We start from the raw sequence: 21,185 nt of genomic DNA, 5'->3' as shown, positions 1-21,185 counted from the left end.
TTAGATGAATATTGGTCTTTTCACCGATACATATTATCCGCAAATTAGCGGAGTAGCTACATCGATTAAAACTTTAAAAGATGCTCTGGAAAAACAGGGGCACAATGTTTTTATTTTTACTACAACTGACCCGAATCTTAAAAAGGGAACAGTGGAGCCAAACATCTTTCGTTTTAGCAGCATCCCCTTTGTTTCTTTTAAAGAAAGAAGAATTGCTTTTCGGGGTTTTTTTGAAGCCGTAAAAGTTGCTAAAGAAGTTAAGCTAGATGTAGTTCACACTCAAACTGAATTTGCTTTGGGGATGATTGGGAAATATGTAGCACATCAACTAAAAATTCCCGCAATTCATACTTATCATACGATGTATGAGGATTATCTCCATTATGTTTTAAATGGGCACTTACTGAGACCTTACCATGTTAAGCAATTTACTAAAGGCTATTTAAAAAATATGGATGGTGTGATTGCACCCAGTGTTCGCGTAAAGGACCTTTTAACCCGCTATGGCGTTAAAATTCCGATGAGGGTTATTCCAACCGGAGTAGATATTGCAGCCATGAATGCCAACGCTAAACGGGATGTACGAAAGGATTTAGGCATTTCTGCTACAGCACCTGTGATTTTGACGTTAAGTCGAATAGCTGCAGAAAAGAAAATTGATCGAATTTTAAATGTCATGCCCGATATCGTAGAACAGATCCCAGATGTAAAGCTAGTGATCGCTGGTGATGGTCCTGATGTTGATATTTTAAAAGAACAGGTTGAACGATTAACTTTAGAAGATTCCGTTATTTTTGCTGGCAATGTCGAACATGGAGATGTTGGCAATTTTTATCGGATGGCTGACTTGTTTGTTTCAGCAAGTGATACGGAAACGCAAGGGTTAACTTATATTGAAGCTTTAGCGTCTGGTACAAAATGTGTTGTTTATGATACCGATTATACAGAGCATGTTTTTGATAACAGCACTTTAGGTAAAGTATTTACAACGCGTGAAGAGATGCTGACAGATATTTTGAATTATCTTAAACAGGGACATCAAGATATTCCTGAAACTGAATTAGAAGAAAAATTAAATCAAATTTCTGCCGATCATTTTGCAACAGAAGTTCACGATTTTTATGATTATGCTATTGCAAACTATCAGGAAAAGCAGGAAAAGGAACTAAATGATTAGAATTAATATGTTTTCTCAAGCTGATACAGTTAAAGGGCAGGGTGTTGGTTCTGCCTATAACGAGCTAATTAACTTGCTGAGAAAAGATTTAACTGATGAATTTTATGTAACGATTAATAAATATGGCAATAGTGATTTAACTCACTATCACACGATCAATCCGACATATTATGCAAACAGTTTTTCTCCTGCTCGTGGACGAAAAATTGGCTATGTTCATTTCTTGCCTGACACATTGGAAGGCTCAATTAAACTACCAGGTTTTGCTAAAAAAGTATTCTATAATTACGTCATTGATTTTTATAAAAGAATGGATCAGATTGTCGTAGTTAATCCAATTTTTATTGATAAATTAGTTAAATACGGAATTAAACGCGATAAAGTAAAATATATTCCTAACTTTGTTTCAAGAGAAGAATTTTATACTGAGCCCTTAACCAAGAAAAATGCATTTCGTCATCAATTGGGCATTCCGTTAGATAAATTCGTCGTATTTGGCGATGGTCAAGTGCAGCAAAGAAAAGGCGTGGATGACTTTGCCAAAATGGCAGAAGCCAACCCAGACGTACAATTTATTTGGGCAGGTGGCTTTTCATTTGGCAAGATTACGGATGGCTATAATCATTACAAGGAATTGGTTGATAATCCTCCTAAGAATTTAAAGTTTACGGGGATTGTTGATCGAGCAAAGTTGGTCGATTACCTGAATATTGCTGATTTATTTTTATTGCCATCTTTTGATGAATTATTCCCAATGTCGGTTTTAGAAGCCTTTAGTTGTGGTACGCCAGTTTTATTGCGGGATTTGGATTTATATAAAGCGATTATTGATGGCTATTACATGAAGGGGCAGGATTTTGATGAAATGAATGCCCAATTAAGACAAGCAATCAAGGATAAAAGTCTGTTGAAGAAATATCAGGCTTTATCTGAACAGGCGAGTGCGCAATATTCAGAAGAACATCTAGCTAAGATTTGGAATGATTTTTATCACGAGCAATATGAACTTGGAAAAAAGTTAGGACAAATTCACTAAATGAATAAAAAGCATTTATGGGGCATACTGATTGTTTTAATGATCAGCGCCCTTGTACTTTATACGGATTTAAAATCAACTCCCGTTGACCAGATTGCTAAAGCAGTACAAGGAATGAACTGGTGGGCTTTTGCCGGGATTTTTCTGCTGATGCTTTTATCATATGTTTTTGAAGCTGGAATTTTAGCAACCCTAGCTAAGAGAAAAAATGAACCTAAAAGATCAAAATGGTCATTTTTCAGAATTCCAATTATTCAGGCATTGTTCAATGCCATAACGCCATTATCTACAGGGGGCCAGCCTTCACAATTGGCCGCGATGGTTCAAATGGGAATTGAAGGTGGACGAGCAACTTCGCTATTATTGATGAAGTTTATCATCTATCAGGTTATAGTTTTTTTGTCTTATATTGTTACAATTGTCTTTGGTTTTCACATGGTCGCTACCAAGTTTGCAGGTCTGGCAATTTTTATAGTCATTGGCCTATTGCTCCATGTATGCTCAACGCTTTTTTTATTGGCAATTATGTTTGCTTACAATTGGACAAAAAAGGCAACTAATTGGCTAATGAATCTGTTAGCTAGATTTATAAATGCTGAAAAGGTGGAAAAATGGCGCCAGGCTACAATGGAAAAAATTGAAACGTTTTATGCCGAAAGCCAGAAACTAAAACATGAAAAAAAGAAGTTAATTTTAGCAACTTTGTTAACAATCCTTCAACTTTTGTGTTTCTATTCAATTCCCTTTATGGTGTTAGTTTCCTTAAACGTTCATGCTTCATGGTTTGCTGTAACGCAAATGAATATCATGATCATCATGTTTATGGCAATTATCCCCATTCCAGGGGCTTCAGGTGGTGCGGAATATAGTTTTCAAACTCTATTCTCAACATTTGTTGCCAGCAGTGGTTCTCTTGTTTTAGGGATGTTTTTATGGCGCTTTGCAACTTATTTCTTTGGCATGATCTTAGGTATCTTCGGTTGGATTTTTAAACCTGAAAAAATAAAAAGTGCTGAAGATAATTAAATTTTACCGAAATTCACTATCTGGTTTGTTTTTAGTCAAATTAAGCGTAGTAAAATTAGATAGCAAATAGGAGGAGAAAAATGGCACGTACAAAATCTTTTTTGCGATGGCTAACTCATGAAAAGCTCGGCTTTTTTACCATCGTTTTAGTTTTGTTTTGGCTGAAAACCTACTTTATCTATTTAACAAAATTTAGTTTAGGTGCAGTGGGTTCAATGCAAAACTTCCTGCTTCTCTTAAATCCAATTCCTGCGGGAATGCTGCTTTTAGGAATTGGACTGTTTTTTAAAGGACGAAAATCATATTGGATAATTTTGACGATTGATTTTTTGCTCAGTCTTTGGTTGTTCGCCAATATTTTGTATTATCGTGAATTTTCTAATTTTCTATCTTTCTCGATTATTAAAACATCGGGGTCAACTTCAGATAATTTAGGCAAAAGTATCGTTGGCATAACTTTAGGCAGCGATTTCTTGGCCTTTGCCGATGTGGCTTTAGTAATTATTCTGCTTTTGACTAAAGTAATTAGAATTGATATTCGACCTTTAAAGCTTAGAATCAACTTTTTAATTGAATTTTTGGCTTTATCATTAATGGGGCTGAACTTAATGATGGCACAGCATGATCGTTCAGGACTATTAACAAGAACCTTTGATAACAACTATATTGTCAAATATCTTGGCATCAATGAATATGCAGTTTATGACGGTTTTAAGACCGCCCAAGCCAGTGCTCAAATGGCAAAAGCCAACGTTAACGATTTAAAATCCGTTCAACGCTATTTGAAAGCAAATTACGTCAAACCAAATCCTGAGTATACAGGCGTTGCTAAAGGAAAAAATGTCTTGGTAATTCACTTGGAGAGTTTCCAGCAATTTTTAATCGGCTTCAAGTGGAAAGGCAAGGAAGTTACTCCTAACTTGAATAGGATTTATCATGCTAAAGATACAATTAGCTTCGATAATTTCTTTAATCAGGTTGGTCAAGGTAAAACTTCTGATGCGGAAATGATGCTTGAAAATTCACTCTACGGCTTACAATCTGGTTCAGCTATGTCCAGTTATGGTACTTCAAATACATTTGAAAGTGCCCCGGCAATTTTGCATCAAGAAGCAGGATATACTACTGCCGTAATGCATGGTGGTGAAGGATCATTCTGGAATCGAAATAATGCATACAAATCTTTTGGTTATCAATACTTTATGCCACTTAGCTATTACAACAATAAATCTGGCTATTATTTAGGATATGGACTAAAAGATAAAATTTTCTTCCAGCAATCAATTAAATATATTGAACGTTTACCGCAGCCATTTTATTTAAAGATGATTACTGTTACCAACCACTATCCTTATAACTTGGACAAACAAAATCAAACCATTTCCAAGACCAACACTGGGGATGAAACCGTCGATGGCTATATTCAAACTGCTCACTATTTAGATCAAGCTATTGGTCAATTAATGAAATGGATGAAGAAGACTGGACTGGATAAAAATACTTTAATCATGTTTTATGGTGATCACTACGGAATTTCAGGCAATCACCATAAGGCTTCAGCACAGCTTCTTGGTAAAGATAGTTTCAATGATTTTGACAATTTAAACTTCCAGCGTGTTCCGTTGATGTTCCATATGAAGGGGCTTAAAGGTAAAATCGATCACACTTATGGTGGTGAAATCGATGTTTTGCCAACACTGTTAAACTTATTAGGAGTAAATGACAAAGGAACCATTCAATTCGGACATGACTTGTTGAGCAAAGATGCGCCACAGATAGTTGCACAAAGAAACGGCGATTTCATTACGCCAGAGTATGCAAAAGTAACAGGCAATTATTACTACACTAAGACCGGCGTTGAAATTAAGCATCCAAGCAAAAAATTAAAAGCAAAATTGACAGCAATTTCTAACAAGGTAACTACCCAGCTATCCTTGTCAGACCGTGTTATCACCGGTAATTTACTGCGCTTCTATAAGCCATCATGGTTTACTAAAGTAAAAACAAAAGATTATAACTATAACAAGACTGAAAGCTTGAAGAAACTTTTCTCTTCAAAGATTAAAACGTCGCTTTGGTATAAGAATCATAAGAAATCTACTCAATCAGAATTTAAGACTGATGCACCAGAATTGAAAAATAAATCTGCAAAGAAATGATTTTTATGATAAAATTGATCAGTAATCCTAACCGAGTAATGGAGGCATCGTTGTGTATAATCTATTTATGACACTTATTATCATTGTTTCGATTCTTATCATTATCGCTACAATGATGCAGCCACAGAAACAACAAGATGCATTGAACGCTTTATCTGGCGGTGCAGTCTTTAGTGGTCAAACCAAAAAACGTGGTTTTGAAGCATTTATGGAAAAAGTAACTGCAGTTTTGTTGGTTTTATTTTTCGCCTTAGCTATTGTATTGGCATATATGTCTTCAAAATAAAGTTTGTACCTCCCGATCACAGAAGTTGGGAGGCTTTTTTTAATATTTTTTAGAAACGGAGAAAAGAATGGCACAAAACGAACGAATTTTGGCCGGCGTTTTAGAAATTTTTCGCCATAATCCGCAAAAACAATTTCGAGTAGATCAAATTGAAAAAATGGCAAGAAGGGATCGGTTAGGCAATTTTACTGAACTGATCAAAGCTTTGTCTTACTTAGAACATGAAAAGAAAATTATTACTGACGGAAAAGGACAATATCAATTAGCACAAGAAAACACTATTGTTGAAGGTGAATTCAGAGCCAACGATAAAGGATTTGGTTTTGTTAGATTAGATGATGAAGATGCTGATGATATTTTCATTCAAAAAGACTTTACTGATTATGCTGTGGATGGAGACCGCGTTGAAGTAAAGATTACAGCAGGTGGCAATCCATGGAACGGCAAGGGACCAGAAGGACAAGTAACTAAGATTATTGAACATGGTCTCGAAAGTTTGGTGGGTGAATTCCATCCTCTAACTGATGAGCAAGTAAAAACCAGTCATTTTATTGGCTACGTTTTAAGCAGCAATAAGAAACTGCATAATTATCGAGTTTACGTCAGTGAAAATGGATTGATACCCCAAATGGGCGACATGGTTAAGGTTTCAATCAAAAACTATCCTGACAAAGATAATCCGGATTCTATGACTGGTGCCATTATCAACATTATTGGTAATAAAAATGATCCAGGCGTTGATATCATGTCTATTGTTGCTGCCCATGACGTACGCGTTGAATGGCCTGAAGATGCAATGAAACAGGCAAATGAAATTCCTGATCATGTTACTGATGAGGAAAGAAAGGGTAGAGTAGATATTACCGATCAACCTGCTGTCACAATTGACGGGGATGATTCCAAAGACTTTGATGACGCTGTCGTTTTGTGGAAATTGCCTAATGGCAACTATCACTTGGGTGTCCACATTGCCGATGTTTCTCATTATGTAACAGAAAATTCACCTTTAAATAGAGAGGCATTTGCTCGCGGCAACAGTACATATTTAGTTGACCGAGTTATTCCAATGCTGCCATTTCGTTTATCAAATGGAATTTGTTCGTTAAATGAAGGCGTAGACCGTCTTGCTTTGTCCTGTGACATGGAAATTACCCCAGAAGGTAAACGTGTAGGCTATAAGATTTATCCATCTGTCATGCGCTCACATGGTCGAATGACCTATAACAAAGTTAATAAGACTTTGGCTGGGGAAATGGATGGTTTAGAAGATAAATATGTCAAATTGCGTCCGATGCTTCAAGAAATGGCCGAATTGCATAAAGTTTTGTACAAACAGCGTCATGCTCGTGGTGCTATTGATTTTGAAGAACCAGAAGCAAAAATTATTGTTGATGATCAAGGCAAGCCAATTGATATCGCCCTTCATCAACGCGGTACTGCCGAAAAGATGATCGAATCGTTTATGTTAATGGCAAATGAAACCGTAGCTGAAGATTATTATCGTAAGCACGTGCCATTTTTATATCGTGTTCATGAAACTCCAGATGGCGAAAGAATTAAAAGCTTTTTCGAGTTTTGCAGTGCCTTTGGTTTGAACATCAAGGCTGATCCCAACAATGTTAAACCAATTGATTTGCAAAAAGTCGTAACTAAGACTGAGGGAACTCCTGAAGAAGCAGTTGTTCAGACGATGATGCTGCGTAGTTTAAAGCAGGCACATTATGCTGAACAAGATTTGGGTCACTTTGGTTTGGCCGCACAATATTACACCCACTTTACTTCACCAATTCGGCGTTACTCAGATTTGATGGTACACCGTATGATTCATGCTTATGCAGATCAAGGCATGGGCGAAGACGTACAGAAGCATTTTGCTAGCTATTTGCCAGATGTTGCTGATCAGACTTCAACGCAGGAAAGAGTCTCAATTGATACAGAGCGTGAAGTTGATGATCTTAAAATGACTGAATACATGAAAGATAAGGTCGGTCAACATTTTGATGCTGTAGTTTCATCAGTGACTAGTTTTGGGATGTTTATTCAATTGCCAAATACGGTTGAAGGAATAATCCATATTTCCAACTTAACTGATGATTTCTATAGTTTTGATGAAAAATCATTAACTTTGACTGGTCGCGGGACCCATAAGCAATATAAGATCGGTATGCCAATTAAAGTTACGCTTATTAATGCAAATGTTGAGCAGCACCAGCTTGATTTTGAGGTCTATGATCCAAATGCACCAAAGCATAAACATAATGATCGAGGGATAAGTAATAAGCAACGTGGAAATCGTGGCTTTAACAATAATCATGGTCATCGTGGCGGCAGAAATTTTCACAATAGTCGCGGCCACAATCGAAACGGACGCAGTCGTTCAGGAAGACGTTAGGACTGATTTTTGATGAAAGAAAAAAACGAAAATTTACTTGCGCAAAATCGAAAAGCACGACATGATTATTTTATTAAGGAAACACTAGAAGCTGGAATTGCTTTGACTGGAACTGAGATTAAATCTGTTCGGGCACGGCGAATTACTTTGAAAGATGGATATGTACAAATTATTGATGGTTCCGCTTTTCTCGAAAATGTTCATATCAGTGAATATAAGCAAGGAAATCGTTACAATCATGATCCGTTAAGGAGTCGCCGTCTTCTTTTGCATAAAAATGAAATCAGACGTTTAGCCAAGGCTGCAGAAGAAAGAGGAATAACTATCATTCCGCTAAAGGTATATCTGAAGCATGGTTTTGCTAAAGTGTTAATTGGGGTAGCGCAAGGTAAGAAACAGTACGATAAGCGCGAAACGATTAAAAAGCGTGATCAAGAACGTGAAATTCGCAGAAAATATCGTGTTTAAGCATGAGTTTAGCACATGCTTTTTTATAGATTTTTACTATAAATACTTGTCAAAACCTAAAATAATTGATACATTTAAATACTTCCCACGATAAGGAGGAAAAGAAATGAGAAATCGTGAGAAAGAAATTGCTTTAGAATTTTGGCAAATGGGAAAAGTTAGGATCACTGTTAGTGATTATTGCAAAAGTCAAAAGATTGGTCGTAATAGTTTTTACAGTATGTATAATTCGATTACGGATATAATATATTTGATTTTGCGCAATGATATGATGATTGGAATGTCACATGCGGATAATGGACTAATTGATCGTGCATTAGAGAATTGTTTGCGGATGCTGTATAAGAACCATCAGTTCTATTTGTGGCTCTATAATCAGCGAAAACATAGCGAACGTTTGATAATAAAGCATCGTTTAATTAAAGACTTAAAAGAAATAATTCATAGATTTGCGATGGATAATGATGGAATTTCGACGGTTGAGCTCAATCGTGTAGCCGAAGAAATATATGAAAAGCTATTTTGTCAGGTTATTCATGGCTGCGATAGAGATTTTTTGGAAATTTCCAATGAATTGAAAAGACATGTTTTGGCTATTAAAGGCTTGAGATGTCCATGTGTAGGCTATCAAAAACGAGGTTAAAACCTCGCTTTTTATTTTTTAAAAAATTTTTTGAAAAAATTTTGTGTATAAATCAAAAATAAAGTTCGACTATTACGAACTTTTTAAGTATCTTAATTTAAGATACTTAGCTTTGTGATCTTTTTAGGCCTTTAAGCAATTACAACACAGCCAAGTGTTTCATGGATAAGACGAACTAAAAGGAGGATTTGACGAAACGAGGAAGTGCGGGTAATATATAAAACTGTCGTCGGGCAAAAGCACGACGGCGCGGGTGAAAAAGTTCTTGACAGAGAACAGGACATCTGCTAAAGTAAAAAAAGTCGTCTGCACAAAGCAGACGGAGCTAGTACTTTGAAAACTGAACAAAGTTTCGCTAAAAGTGTGCGGGTGTAAAAACCCAAACAAAAAGCGAAGTCAATTCGCAAGCAATAAATTTTGAGACAAAGATCTTAAAAACGATTATTTAAAAAATGAGAGTTTGATCCTGGCTCAGGACGAACGCTGGCGGCGTGCCTAATACATGCAAGTCGAGCGAGCAGAACTAACAGATCTACTTCGGTAGTGACGTTTCGGAAGCGAGCGGCGGATGGGTGAGTAACACGTGGGTAACCTGCCCTTAAGTCTGGGATACCACTTGGAAACAGGTGCTAATACCGGATAACAACAAGTGCTGCATGGCACTTGCTTGAAAGGCGGCGCAAGCTGTCGCTAAAGGATGGACCCGCGGTGCATTAGCTAGTTGGTAAGGTAACGGCTTACCAAGGCAACGATGCATAGCCGAGTTGAGAGACTGATCGGCCACATTGGGACTGAGACACGGCCCAAACTCCTACGGGAGGCAGCAGTAGGGAATCTTCCACAATGGGCGAAAGCCTGATGGAGCAACGCCGCGTGAGTGAAGAAGGTTTTCGGATCGTAAAGCTCTGTTGTTGGTGAAGAAGGATAGAGGTAGTAACTGGCCTTTATTTGACGGTAATCAACCAGAAAGTCACGGCTAACTACGTGCCAGCAGCCGCGGTAATACGTAGGTGGCAAGCGTTGTCCGGATTTATTGGGCGTAAAGCGAGCGCAGGCGGAGAAATAAGTCTGATGTGAAAGCCCTCGGCTTAACCGGGGAATTGCATCGGAAACTGTTTTTCTTGAGTGCAGAAGAGGAGAGTGGAACTCCATGTGTAGCGGTGGAATGCGTAGATATATGGAGGAACACCAGTGGCGAAGGCGGCTCTCTGGTCTGTAACTGACGCTGAGGCTCGAAAGCATGGGTAGCGAACAGGATTAGATACCCTGGTAGTCCATGCCGTAAACGATGAGTGCTAAGTGTTGGGAGGTTTCCGCCTCTCAGTGCTGCAGCTAACGCATTAAGCACTCCGCCTGGGGAGTACGACCGCAAGGTTGAAACTCAAAGGAATTGACGGGGGCCCGCACAAGCGGTGGAGCATGTGGTTTAATTCGAAGCAACGCGAAGAACCTTACCAGGTCTTGACATCTAGCGCAATCCGTAGAGATACGGAGTTCCCTTCGGGGACGCTAAGACAGGTGGTGCATGGCTGTCGTCAGCTCGTGTCGTGAGATGTTGGGTTAAGTCCCGCAACGAGCGCAACCCTTGTCATTAGTTGCCAGCATTAAGTTGGGCACTCTAATGAGACTGCCGGTGACAAACCGGAGGAAGGTGGGGACGACGTCAAGTCATCATGCCCCTTATGACCTGGGCTACACACGTGCTACAATGGGCAGTACAACGAGAAGCAAGCCTGCGAAGGCAAGCGAATCTCTGAAAGCTGTTCTCAGTTCGGACTGCAGTCTGCAACTCGACTGCACGAAGCTGGAATCGCTAGTAATCGCGGATCAGCACGCCGCGGTGAATACGTTCCCGGGCCTTGTACACACCGCCCGTCACACCATGGGAGTCTGCAATGCCCGAAGCCGGTGGCCTAACCTTCGGGAAGGAGCCGTCTAAGGCAGGGCAGATGACTGGGGTGAAGTCGTAACAAGGTAGCCGTAGGAGAACCTGCGGCTGGATCACCTCCTTTCTAAGGAAGCAGCGGATATGGAGAGTAGAAATACTAAGAGAAGTATCCAAAGCAAGCGGAAGCACACTGAGAAACTTTGTTTAGTTTTGAGGGCATTAGCTCTCAGAGTTAGCACATTGAAAACTGAATACAATCCAAGCAAAAACCGAGACAATCAAAGAAGAGATTGAAGAGCGACCGAGAAGAGAGATTCTTGAGTAAGGTCAAGTAGAAAAGGGCGCACGGTGAATGCCTAGGCACTAGAAGCCGATGAAGGACGTAACGAACTGCGAAAAGCTTCGGGGAGCTGTAAGTAAGCTAAGATCCGGAGATGTCCGAATGGGGGAACCCGGTGCAGGAGATGCATCATTGCATGCTGTTAAGGCATGTAAGGGAAGACGCAGCGAACTGAAACATCTAAGTAGCTGCAGGAAGAGAAAGAAAAATCGATTTCCTTAGTAGCGGCGAGCGAAGAGGAAAGAGCCTAAACCCGTTGATTTATCAGCGGGGGTTGTAGGACTGCGCAAGGCAGCTCAAAGGATAGCAGAACTACCTGGGAAGGTAGGCCAGAGAGGGTGAGAGCCCCGTAAGCGAAATCCAGCGAGCGCCGGCAGGATCCTGAGTAGGGCGGAACACGAGGAATTCCGTTTGAATCCGCGAGGACCATCTCGCAAGGCTAAATACTAGCTAGTGACCGATAGTGAACCAGTACCGTGAGGGAAAGGTGAAAAGAACCCCGGAAGGGGAGTGAAAGAGAACCTGAAACCGTGTGCCTACAAGTAGTCAGAGCACATTAAAGTGTAATGGCGTGCCTTTTGTAGAATGAACCGGCGAGTTATGCTGTGCAGCGAGGTTAAGTCAGAAAAGACGGAGCCGGAGCGAAAGCGAGTCTGAAGAGGGCGAGAAGTTGTGCGGTGTAGACCCGAAACCAAGTGACCTACCCATGACCAGGTTGAAGGTGCGGTAAAACGCACTGGAGGACCGAACCCACGTAAGTTAAAAATTGCGGGGATGAGTTGTGGGTAGCGGTGAAATTCCAAACGAACTTGGAGATAGCTGGTTCTCTCCGAAATAGCTTTAGGGCTAGCCTCGTGGAGAGGATAATGGAGGTAGAGCTCTGTTTGGACAAGGGGCCCGTCAGGGGTTACTAAATCCAGATAAACTGCGAATTCCAGATATCCATACACGGGAGTCAGACTGCGAGTGATAAGATCCGTAGTCGAAAGGGAAACAGCCCAGATCACCAGTTAAGGTCCCCAAATCTATGCTAAGTGGAAAAGGATGTGGAGTTGCGTAGACAACTAGGACGTTGGCTCAGAAGCAGCCATCATTCAAAGAGTGCGTAATAGCTCACTAGTCGAGTGGCTCTGCGCCGAAAATTTACCGGGGCTAAGCATAGTACCGAAACTGTGGACGTGTTTTAAAGAGCACGTGGTAGGAGAGCGTTCTAAGAGCGGAGAAGTCTGATCGAGAGGACAGATGGAGCGCTTAGAAGTGAGAATGCCGGTATGAGTAGCGAAAGATAGGTAAGAATCCTATCCGCCGGAAGACTAAGGTTTCCTGGGGCAGGCTCGTCCGCCCAGGGTAAGTCGGGACCTAAGGCAAGGCCGAGAGGCGTAACCGATGGATAACAGGTAGAGATTCCTGTACTGCGTTTAATCGTTAAGAGCGAAGGAGGGACGCAGGAGGCGAAGCACGCATGGCGCTGGAATGCCATGTTCAAGCGATAAGCCTGGGAGCGAGTAAAATGCTTGCTTCTAAGGGCAAGTCGTGAGGAGGAGCGAAGTTAAAGTAGCGAAGGTGCAAGAGTCACACTGCCAAGAAAAGCTTCTAGCCAGAGAGAACGTACCCGTACCGCAAACCGACACAGGTAGTCAAGTGGAGAACACTAAGGTGAGCGAGAGAACTCTCGTTAAGGAACTCGGCAAAATGACCCCGTAACTTCGGGAGAAGGGGTGCTGATCGAGAGATCAGCCGCAGAGAATAGGCCCAAACAACTGTTTATCAAAAACACAGGTCTCTGCAAAGTCGTAAGACGACGTATAGGGGCTGACACCTGCCCGGTGCTGGAAGGTTAAGAGGAGTGCTTAGCTTCGGCGAAGGTACGAATTTAAGCCCCAGTAAACGGCGGCCGTAACTATAACGGTCCTAAGGTAGCGAAATTCCTTGTCGGGTAAGTTCCGACCTGCACGAAAGGTGTAATGATTTGGGCACTGTCTCAACGAGAGACTCGGTGAAATTATAATACCCGTGAAGATGCGGGTTACCCGCGACAGGACGGAAAGACCCCATGGAGCTTCACTGTAGCTTGATATTGAGTATCTGTTAAACATGTACAGGATAGGTAGGAGCCAGAGAAGGTAGGACGCTAGTCTTACTGGAGGCGATGTTGGGATACTACCCTTGTTTGATGGATGCTCTAACCTAGGCCCGTAAGCCGGGCCAGGGACAGTGTCAGGTAGGCAGTTTGACTGGGGCGGTCGCCTCCTAAAGTGTAACGGAGGCGCTCAAAGGTTCCCTCAGAATGGTTGGAAATCATTCGCAGAGTGTAAAGGTATAAGGGAGCTTGACTGCGAGAGAGACAGCTCGAGCAGGGACGAAAGTCGGACTTAGTGATCTGGTGGTACCGTATGGAAGGGCCATCACTCAACGGATAAAAGCTACCCTGGGGATAACAGGCTTATCTCCCCCAAGAGTTCACATCGACGGGGAGGTTTGGCACCTCGATGTCGGCTCGTCGCATCCTGGGGCTGAAGTTGGTCCCAAGGGTTGGGCTGTTCGCCCATTAAAGCGGCACGCGAGCTGGGTTCAGAACGTCGTGAGACAGTTCGGTCCCTATCCGTCGTGGGCGCAGGAAATTTGAGAGGAGCTGTCCTTAGTACGAGAGGACCGGGATGGACGCACCGCTGGTGTACCAGTTGTCTTGCCAAAGGCATCGCTGGGTAGCTATGTGCGGAAGGGATAAGCGCTGAAAGCATCTAAGTGCGAAGCCCCCCTCAAGATGAGATTTCCAATGCGAAAGCAGTAAGACACCTCAGAGACGATGAGGTAGATAGGCTGGGAGTGGAAGTTCTGCGAAGAATGGAGCGGACCAGTACTAATCAGTCGAGAACTTGACCAAAGCTCAGAGGTTGGAGCTTGGAATGTATTTAGTTTTGAGCGTGGAAGCTCAAGAAAGAGTACGGTGGCGATAGCAAGAAGGATACACCTGTTCCCATGCCGAACACAGAAGTTAAGCTTCTTAACGCCGAGAGTAGTTGGTGGGAAACTGCCTGCGAGGGTAGGCAGCTGCCGTGCTCTTTTTTAATATTCCGGCTTAGCTCAGTTGGTAGAGCGCTTGACTGTTAATCAAGATGTCGTCAGTTCGAGTCTGACAGCCGGAGCTAAGCGGAATAAGAAGGGAAGAGGGACGCGAGAGCGTCTCTTTTTTGTGCTCTTTTTTAAAATAACAAAACATTAATAAATTTTATAAAAACTAAATAATTTTCATGAAAGCGTTGTAATACCCCCTTGTAAATCTTGTATAATATAAAGCGGATTCATTAGATTGATCTAGAGGAGGAAATAACATGGTAGGAATTGTTTTAGCCAGCCATGGTGGTTTCGCCGATGGTATTGCACAATCTGCACAAATGCTTTTCGGTGAACAAAGCGATTTTGCTCATGTCATTTTGAAACCTGATGAAGGTCCAGATGACATTCGTGGCAAAATGGAAAAAGCAATTGCTTCATTCGATAACCAAGATGAAGTATTGTTTCTTGTCGACCTATGGGGCGGTACGCCATTCAACCAAGCCAACGGACTTCTTGAAAAGCATGCCGACAAATGGGCTATTGTAAGTGGTATGAATTTACCAATGGTAGTACAAGCATTGACCGAAAGAATGACCAATGCTAATGCAACTGCGCATGATATTGCTACTGCTATTGTTGATCCAGCTAAAGATGGTATTAAGACTAAACCAAGTGATTTAATGCCTAAGAGTTCAGCTGCACCAGCAAAGGCGGAAGGCAAGAGCTCAGCTCCAAAGAAAGCTATTCCAGAAGGAACTGTGATCGGTGATGGTCATATTAAAATTGTATTGGCTAGAATTGACTCACGTTTACTTCACGGACAAGTAGCTACCGGTTGGATTCCACAATTGCACCCTGATCGTGTAATTGTTGTTTCTGACAGCGTTTCTAAAGATGAGTTGCGTAAGAGTATGATTCGTGAAGCTGCACCTGCAGGTGTTAAAGCTCACGTTGTTCCATTAAAGAAGATGGTAGAAATCGCAAAAGACCCTAGATTTGGTAATACTCACGCACTTCTGTTGTTTGAAAATCCAGAAGACGTTTTACGTGCTATCAAGGGTGGCATTGATCTTAAGACTATTAATGTTGGTTCAATGGCATACAAGGAAGGCGACGTAAACGCCAACAACGTATTATCAATGAACCAAAAGGACGTTGATACTTTCCGCGAACTTGAAAAGTTAGGCGTTAAATTCGATGTACGTAAGGTTCCATCTGATAATCCAGGTAACATGGACGCTATTTTGAACAAAGCACAAAGTTTACTTGATGAACAAAAGAAATAATATTTAGGAGAAAAACAAATGGAATTAAACGCTATACAAATGATTTTGGTAGTGGTTGTTGCCTTTCTTGCTGGTATGGAAGGTATCTTGGATGAATGGCAATTCCACCAACCATTGGTTGCATGTACTTTAATCGGTTTAGTAACCGGTAACTTAACTTTAGGTGTTATGTTAGGCGGTACATTACAAATGATCGCCTTGGGTTGGGCAAACATTGGTGCCGCTGTTGCACCAGATGCTGCTTTGGCTTCAGTTGCTTCAGCTATCATTTTGGTTGAAGGTGGACAAGGAACAAAGGGTATCGGTACTGCTACAGGTATCGCCATTCCTTTGGCCGTAGCTGGTTTGTTCTTAACTATGATTGTACGTACTATTTCTACTGCTATCGTTCACATTATGGACGCACAAGCTAAGAAAGGCAACTGGCGTATGATCAACTTATGGCAATGGATTGCTATATGTTTGCAAGGTTTGAGAATTGCTATCCCAGCTGCACTTCTTTTAGCTATTCCTTCAAGTGTCGTAAGATCATGGCTTGCAATGATGCCACAATGGTTGAATGAAGGTATGTCTATCGGTGGTGGTATGGTTGTAGCCGTTGGTTATGCAATGGTTATTAACATGATGGCTTCTAAAGAAGTATGGCCATTCTTCGCTATCGGTTTTGCATTAGCCGCAGTTAAAGACTTAACTTTGATTGCCCTTGGTGTTATCGGCTTGTCACTTGCTTTGATGTACTTAGCACTTGAATCAAAGGGTGGCAAATGTGGTTCTAACTCTGGCAGCGATGACACCGGTGATCCACTCGGCGATATTATTGATGACTATTAAAAAGACGCTTAGAGGAGGATTTTTATAATGGCTGATAAGAAAATTAAATTAACTAAGCGTGATCGCTTTAACGTTATGTTGCACTCACAGTTCCTTCAAGGTTCATGGAACTATGAAAGAATGCAGAACGGTGGTTGGGTCTACTCAATGATCCCAGCACTTAGAAAGTTATATCCAAATAAGAAGGATTTAGTTGCTGCTTTGCAAAGACACTTGGTATTCTTTAACACTCACCCATATTTAGCATCACCAGTTATTGGTGTTACCTTGGCTTTGGAAGAGGATAAAGCCAATGGTGCTCCAGTTGAAGATGAAGCTATTCAAGGTGTTAAGGTTGGTATGATGGGACCTTTAGCCGGTGTTGGTGACCCTGTATTCTGGTACACTGTTCGTCCAATTCTTGGTGCTTTAGGTGCATCAATGGCCGTGAATGGTAATGTCCTTGGTCCTATCTTGTTCTTCTTACTTTGGAACTTAATCAGACTTGCATTCTTATGGTACACACAAGAATTTGGTTACAAGGCTGGTTCTGCTATTACCAGCGACATGTCAGGTGGTTTGCTTCAAAAGGTAACTCGTGGAGCTTCCATGATGGGTATGTTCGTTTTGGGTGCTTTAATTGAACGTTGGGTAAATATTAAATTTACTCCAATCATTTCTCAAACCCCTATTCAAAAGGGTGGTTACATCGAATGGGACAAGCTTCCTGCCGGTGGTAAAGGTATCCAACAAGCTTTGCTTCAATGGAACATGGGCAATGGTATGTCATTAACTAAGACTAAGACTACTACTTTGCAAAATAACTTGGATTCATTGATTCCTGGTTTAGCTGGTCTTCTTTTAACCTTCCTCTGCATGTGGTTGTTAAAGAAGAAAGTTTCACCAATCTGGATCATCATTGGTATCTTCGTTATCGGTGTTCTCTTCCACGTATGGGGAATTCTTTAATCTAAAATGGTTAAATCGATCAATACGAAAGTCGATCTAGCTGTCGAAGCTACCTGGTTTAGAGGTATTCCGTCTTACGGAAAAGTTATGATCGGCGATAAAGCTTTTGAATTTTATAATGAGCGTAATGTTGGTGACTTCGTTCAAATTCCTTGGGATGAAGTAACGTATGTAGTTGCTGATGTCCATTTCCATGGTAAATATATTCCAAGATTTGAGATCAGAACGAGACAGAATGGAAACTTTATTTTTGCTACAAAAGATCCTAAAAAGTCTCTACGTGCAATTAGAAAGTACGTTCCGGCAAGTCATATGCGAAAATCTCTTTCTTTATGGCAGGGATTAAAACAGCGTTTCACTCGTAGGAAAAAATAAAAATAAGCTCCTTCTGCAAAAGCAGTTGGAGCTTATTTTTTATAATATAATGAAGCTGAAACAGTCATTAGATAGTAAAAGAAATGATCGTGATTTTCATGAAAACGGATTATTTAGCAATTGATGTTGGTGGGACCAATATAAAGTATGGTATTTTAGATCATTCTGGCATCCTGCTGTTCAATGATAAAGTGCCATCAAATTGTCATTGCTTGGATGAATTTTATCAGATTCTAGACAAAATAATTCAGCCTAATTTAAAAAGAATTAAGGGAATAGCAGTCAGTGTACCAGGAAAAGTAGATGTACGAACTGGGACGGTCTATTTTGGTGGCGCTCTTCCTTTTCTCAATGGCGCAACTATTAAGAAAACACTTGAAGATAAATATCATATCCTTGTAGGAGTGGAAAATGACGGCAAATCAGCAGCTTTGGCGGAACTATGGTTAGGATCGCTAAATGATGTTTCAAACAGTGCTGTGATCGTTTTAGGAACGATGGTAGGCGGTGGAATTATTTTAGATCATCATTTGATTCGTGGCAGTCATTTCCAAGCCGGAGAGATTAGTTTTGTTTTAGATCATTTCAGAAGCAGTGGAAGCGGGCAAAACACTATTATTGGCAATACCTGTTCTGCTGTAAAAATGATTGAGCAAATCGCTACCACCCTTGATTTACCTGATAAAAAAGATGGCAAACGCGTTTTTGAAGAAATCATTCATGGAAATCCTCAAGCTGTAGAAATTTTTGAAAATTATTGCTATCAAGTTGCACAGTTAATCATGGATTTGCAAGCCGTGATTGATGTTGAAAAGGTAGCAATTGGCGGTGGGGTAAGTGCTGAGATGATTTTAATTCGTGAGATAAATCGCCAATATGATAAATTGATGTTGGCCAATCCAGTCTTGAGCAAAACATTTACCCGGCCTAAGGTTGTGCAAGCAAAGTTCAGAAATAGTGCCAATCTTTATGGTGCATTATATGCGTTGTTGACACAGTATGATAAAAAGCATAATCAGGTTGATGAAGAACTTAACTTAATCAGATAAAAAAGGCGATGACTTAAAAATAATCATCGTCTTTTTTATTATGGCTCTTTGTAAATTCCTGTTGATGAAGAGCAAAGTTTAAGGATTAAGCAATTAATAAATTGCTTGATCCTTTTTCTTTGACTTTGTTTTCTTCCAGTCTGATTCTTGTTAAGAGATTAATAAAATCAGAATAACCAAAGGCAGTTCGTTCAATTTGTTTAATCTTGCGGTTGAAGCCTTCTAGGCAGCCATTGGAATAGCCTGACTGTGCTCCGTTTAATACGGCCTTTAAATTATGCTTGAACGTTAAAAGCGTTTTATGCATTAGACCGCCCACCGGTTCTTTTGAGCAGATGATTCTTTTAAGCTTCTGACTGTCATTGTCTTCTAAGGCTGTAAAGAAATCCTGCATTAGATTGTATGCATTTTCCAGCGTCGTATTAGGACTAATTTCTTGCATAACAATCTGCTCCTGAGTAAGCGAATCCTTGTAGTGCCAATTGTAGCGCGGATGAATCTTGTCCAAATCATCGGAAGCGGTCAATGATGAACTGAGACGTAAAAATTGGACATTTATAGACTAATTCATTAAGGTTTGATTCCGATATTGATAGAGCCTTTTTATTATATTTCTTTCTCTTTATTCCAAATTTTGCTGATGATGTAAAGGATCACAAAAGTTAAAATTGCAGCAATCATTGGAATACGGTAGCTTGGTAAGATCAACAGCAAGATAATCATTGCTACGAAGAACAATAAGATGACCCAATCCAAATATGGAAAACCGGGCATTTTAAAATCATTCAATTGATCTTCTGGCGTCTGCTTGCGGTAGGACATATGCGTTAAAACCATAAGACACCAAATGATTAAGAACATGCTAGTGGAAGTAGAAGAGATGAAATTGAAGGCTTGATCGCCGATTATCAAAGTAAGTAATGGCGCCAAACCAATCAAAATTGCTGACAGAATTAAACCATTTTGCGGCAGCTGCCTGTGTGATAAGTGACCGAAAGTTTGATTCCATTTTCCTTTGCCATGGAAAGTTACTGAGAATAAGAGTCGTCCTGCACCGTATAAAATACTGTTTGTTGAAGAAATAGCAGCGGAAATAACTACGAAATTGATAATCGAACTGGTATTTCTAATCCCAGTGGCCCCAAGAGCTTGAACGAAGGGACTAGAATTAGTTGAAATTTTATTCCAAGGAATTGCCAACAGGATTGCCAAGATAGCCAAAACATAGAACAAAATAATTCTTACTGGCAATTGATTAATCGCATTTCTCAGAGTAACGCGTGGATTTTGAGTTTCTGCTGCCGTCAAACCGATTAATTCAACCCCGATAAAGCTGAAAATTACCATTTGAAAACCTTGCAAAAATCCTTTTCCGCCACGGGCAAAAAATCCACCGTTACTATCAAGATTAGAAAAAGCAACAGGACCAAAACTAGTTTTGCCACCGGATAATAAAAGCCAAAAAATCAAAAGCACGAAGGCTATGACGGTAATGATTTTGATAATAGCAAAGCTAAATTCCAAATTGCCAAATACTCTTGCTGAAATCAAATTGATTACTAATAAAACAGCAATCGTGATGAGTCCCGGAAGCCAGGGTTTTAAACTCGGAAACCAATATTTAAAGTAAACTCCCAAAGCTGTGGTTTCGGCCATTCCTAAGGTGATCCAACTTATCCAGTATAAATAGCCGGTGATAAAGCCGATGTTTTTTCCTAAATATTTTTCAATGAAATCAATATAGGTATGCTTGCTTAAATCGGACATGATCAATTCACCTAAAGCACGCATTAGAAAGAAAAGAAAAATACCGACAATAATATAAATCAAGATTACGCTAGGTCCGGCCCGGTGAATACTATCACCAACTCCTAAGAACAAGCCAGTACCAATTGTGCCACCCAGGGCAATCAACTGAATATGGGCGTTGCTAAGGGTTCGTTTATAGCCTGCGTTAGTTTGCACATCATCGTTTTTCATTTAATCGCTCCAATTATAATTTAAAACAATATAGTATTATTTTATCATCTCTGTTTTGTGATAGTAGTTTTCAATCATGATTTAAAAAAATTTAAAAAATATAAGTTTGTTAATTCACAAACAAAGATATTTAGTAAGCGCTTCCATGCTTAATTCCCTAAAATAGCCTTAAGATTGGCTTTGCTTGTGCATCCCTGAAAGATGTGCTTTTAGCATTTACTTTTTTGGTGAAAGTGATATAGTC

General features: G+C 40.4%; 14 protein-coding genes, 1 tRNA gene, 3 rRNA genes and 1 pseudogene. 17 read left to right on the top strand and 2 right to left on the bottom strand.

The genetic code is table 11. The annotated features are described in order from the left end of the window. Nucleotides 1–4: 4 nt before the first annotated feature. From D0Z64_RS05805 to D0Z64_RS05725, 17 genes are all read left to right on the top strand, one after another. A complete protein-coding gene (locus tag D0Z64_RS05805) occupies nt 5–1,177 on the top strand; it encodes a glycosyltransferase family 4 protein (RefSeq protein ID WP_080881687.1) in 1,173 nt (390 codons plus the stop codon). Further along, entirely contained in the window at nt 1,170–2,213 is a 1,044-nt protein-coding gene (locus D0Z64_RS05800; RefSeq protein ID WP_006352578.1) for a glycosyltransferase family 4 protein, read from the top strand. Before D0Z64_RS05805 ends, D0Z64_RS05800 begins: the two co-directional genes overlap by 8 nt. Next, nucleotides 2,214–3,239, top strand: coding sequence for a lysylphosphatidylglycerol synthase transmembrane domain-containing protein (locus tag D0Z64_RS05795; protein ID WP_127345736.1), 1,026 nt, complete (start codon nt 2,214–2,216; stop codon nt 3,237–3,239). Between the two features lie 80 nt (nt 3,240–3,319). Next, nucleotides 3,320–5,398 (top strand): LTA synthase family protein, encoded by a 2,079-nt coding sequence (locus D0Z64_RS05790; protein WP_127345735.1) that lies wholly within the window; start codon nt 3,320–3,322, stop codon nt 5,396–5,398. A gap of 52 nt (nt 5,399–5,450) precedes the next feature. After that, nucleotides 5,451–5,684 carry a preprotein translocase subunit SecG gene (secG, locus tag D0Z64_RS05785; protein ID WP_006352581.1) on the top strand — a complete coding sequence of 78 codons (234 nt, stop codon included), beginning with the start codon at nt 5,451–5,453 and terminating at the stop codon, nt 5,682–5,684. A gap of 67 nt (nt 5,685–5,751) precedes the next feature. After that, entirely contained in the window at nt 5,752–8,076 is a 2,325-nt protein-coding gene (gene rnr, locus D0Z64_RS05780) for a ribonuclease R (protein WP_127345734.1), read from the top strand. A gap of 12 nt (nt 8,077–8,088) precedes the next feature. Beyond that, complete coding sequence (smpB, locus tag D0Z64_RS05775; protein ID WP_080881683.1) at nt 8,089–8,544, top strand: SsrA-binding protein SmpB; 456 nt, start codon at nt 8,089–8,091, stop codon at nt 8,542–8,544. Nucleotides 8,545–8,650: 106 nt separating this feature from the next. After that, entirely contained in the window at nt 8,651–9,187 is a 537-nt protein-coding gene (locus D0Z64_RS05770) for a hypothetical protein (protein WP_080881682.1), read from the top strand. A gap of 448 nt (nt 9,188–9,635) precedes the next feature. Further along, nucleotides 9,636–11,199: ribosomal RNA gene (locus D0Z64_RS05765) — 16S ribosomal RNA — on the top strand. A 201-nt stretch (nt 11,200–11,400) separates the two neighbouring features. Further along, nucleotides 11,401–14,299, top strand: a 23S ribosomal RNA gene (locus D0Z64_RS05760). 59 nt (nt 14,300–14,358) lie between these two features. Beyond that, nucleotides 14,359–14,475 (top strand): 5S ribosomal RNA (rrf, locus tag D0Z64_RS05755). Together the 16S, 23S and 5S rRNA genes with 1 tRNA gene alongside form the textbook arrangement of a ribosomal RNA operon. A 13-nt stretch (nt 14,476–14,488) precedes the next feature. Beyond that, a tRNA-Asn gene (locus tag D0Z64_RS05750) sits at nt 14,489–14,561 on the top strand. 186 nt (nt 14,562–14,747) lie between these two features. After that, complete coding sequence (locus tag D0Z64_RS05745) at nt 14,748–15,758, top strand: PTS sugar transporter subunit IIB (protein WP_127345733.1); 1,011 nt, start codon at nt 14,748–14,750, stop codon at nt 15,756–15,758. A gap of 18 nt (nt 15,759–15,776) precedes the next feature. Continuing rightward, complete coding sequence (locus D0Z64_RS05740; RefSeq protein ID WP_127345732.1) at nt 15,777–16,589, top strand: PTS mannose/fructose/sorbose transporter subunit IIC; 813 nt, start codon at nt 15,777–15,779, stop codon at nt 16,587–16,589. A gap of 27 nt (nt 16,590–16,616) precedes the next feature. Continuing rightward, nucleotides 16,617–17,537 carry a PTS system mannose/fructose/sorbose family transporter subunit IID gene (locus tag D0Z64_RS05735; protein ID WP_127345731.1) on the top strand — a complete coding sequence of 307 codons (921 nt, stop codon included), beginning with the start codon at nt 16,617–16,619 and terminating at the stop codon, nt 17,535–17,537. A 6-nt stretch (nt 17,538–17,543) separates the two neighbouring features. Next, a complete protein-coding gene (locus tag D0Z64_RS05730; RefSeq protein ID WP_006351858.1) occupies nt 17,544–17,912 on the top strand; it encodes a DUF956 family protein in 369 nt (122 codons plus the stop codon). A gap of 98 nt (nt 17,913–18,010) precedes the next feature. Continuing rightward, entirely contained in the window at nt 18,011–18,961 is a 951-nt protein-coding gene (locus D0Z64_RS05725) for an ROK family protein (protein WP_127345730.1), read from the top strand. Nucleotides 18,962–19,046: 85 nt separating this feature from the next. Here D0Z64_RS05725 and D0Z64_RS05720 read toward each other — a convergent pair. Next, nucleotides 19,047–19,475, bottom strand: a pseudogene (locus D0Z64_RS05720) (transposase); the annotation flags it as partial. 92 nt (nt 19,476–19,567) lie between these two features. Next, the gene (locus tag D0Z64_RS05715; RefSeq protein WP_127345729.1) at nt 19,568–20,941 is read right to left on the bottom strand and encodes an amino acid permease; all 1,374 of its coding nucleotides are present in this window, start codon (nt 20,939–20,941) and stop codon (nt 19,568–19,570) included. Nucleotides 20,942–21,185: the final 244 nt, after the last annotated feature.

It is taken from the genome of Lactobacillus amylolyticus (genome assembly GCF_003999355.1).
Classification (GTDB): Bacteria; Bacillota; Bacilli; order Lactobacillales; family Lactobacillaceae; genus Lactobacillus; species Lactobacillus amylolyticus.
The sequence above is the reverse complement of the archived record's forward strand: the minus strand, read 5'-3'. Positions and strand labels throughout refer to the sequence as shown.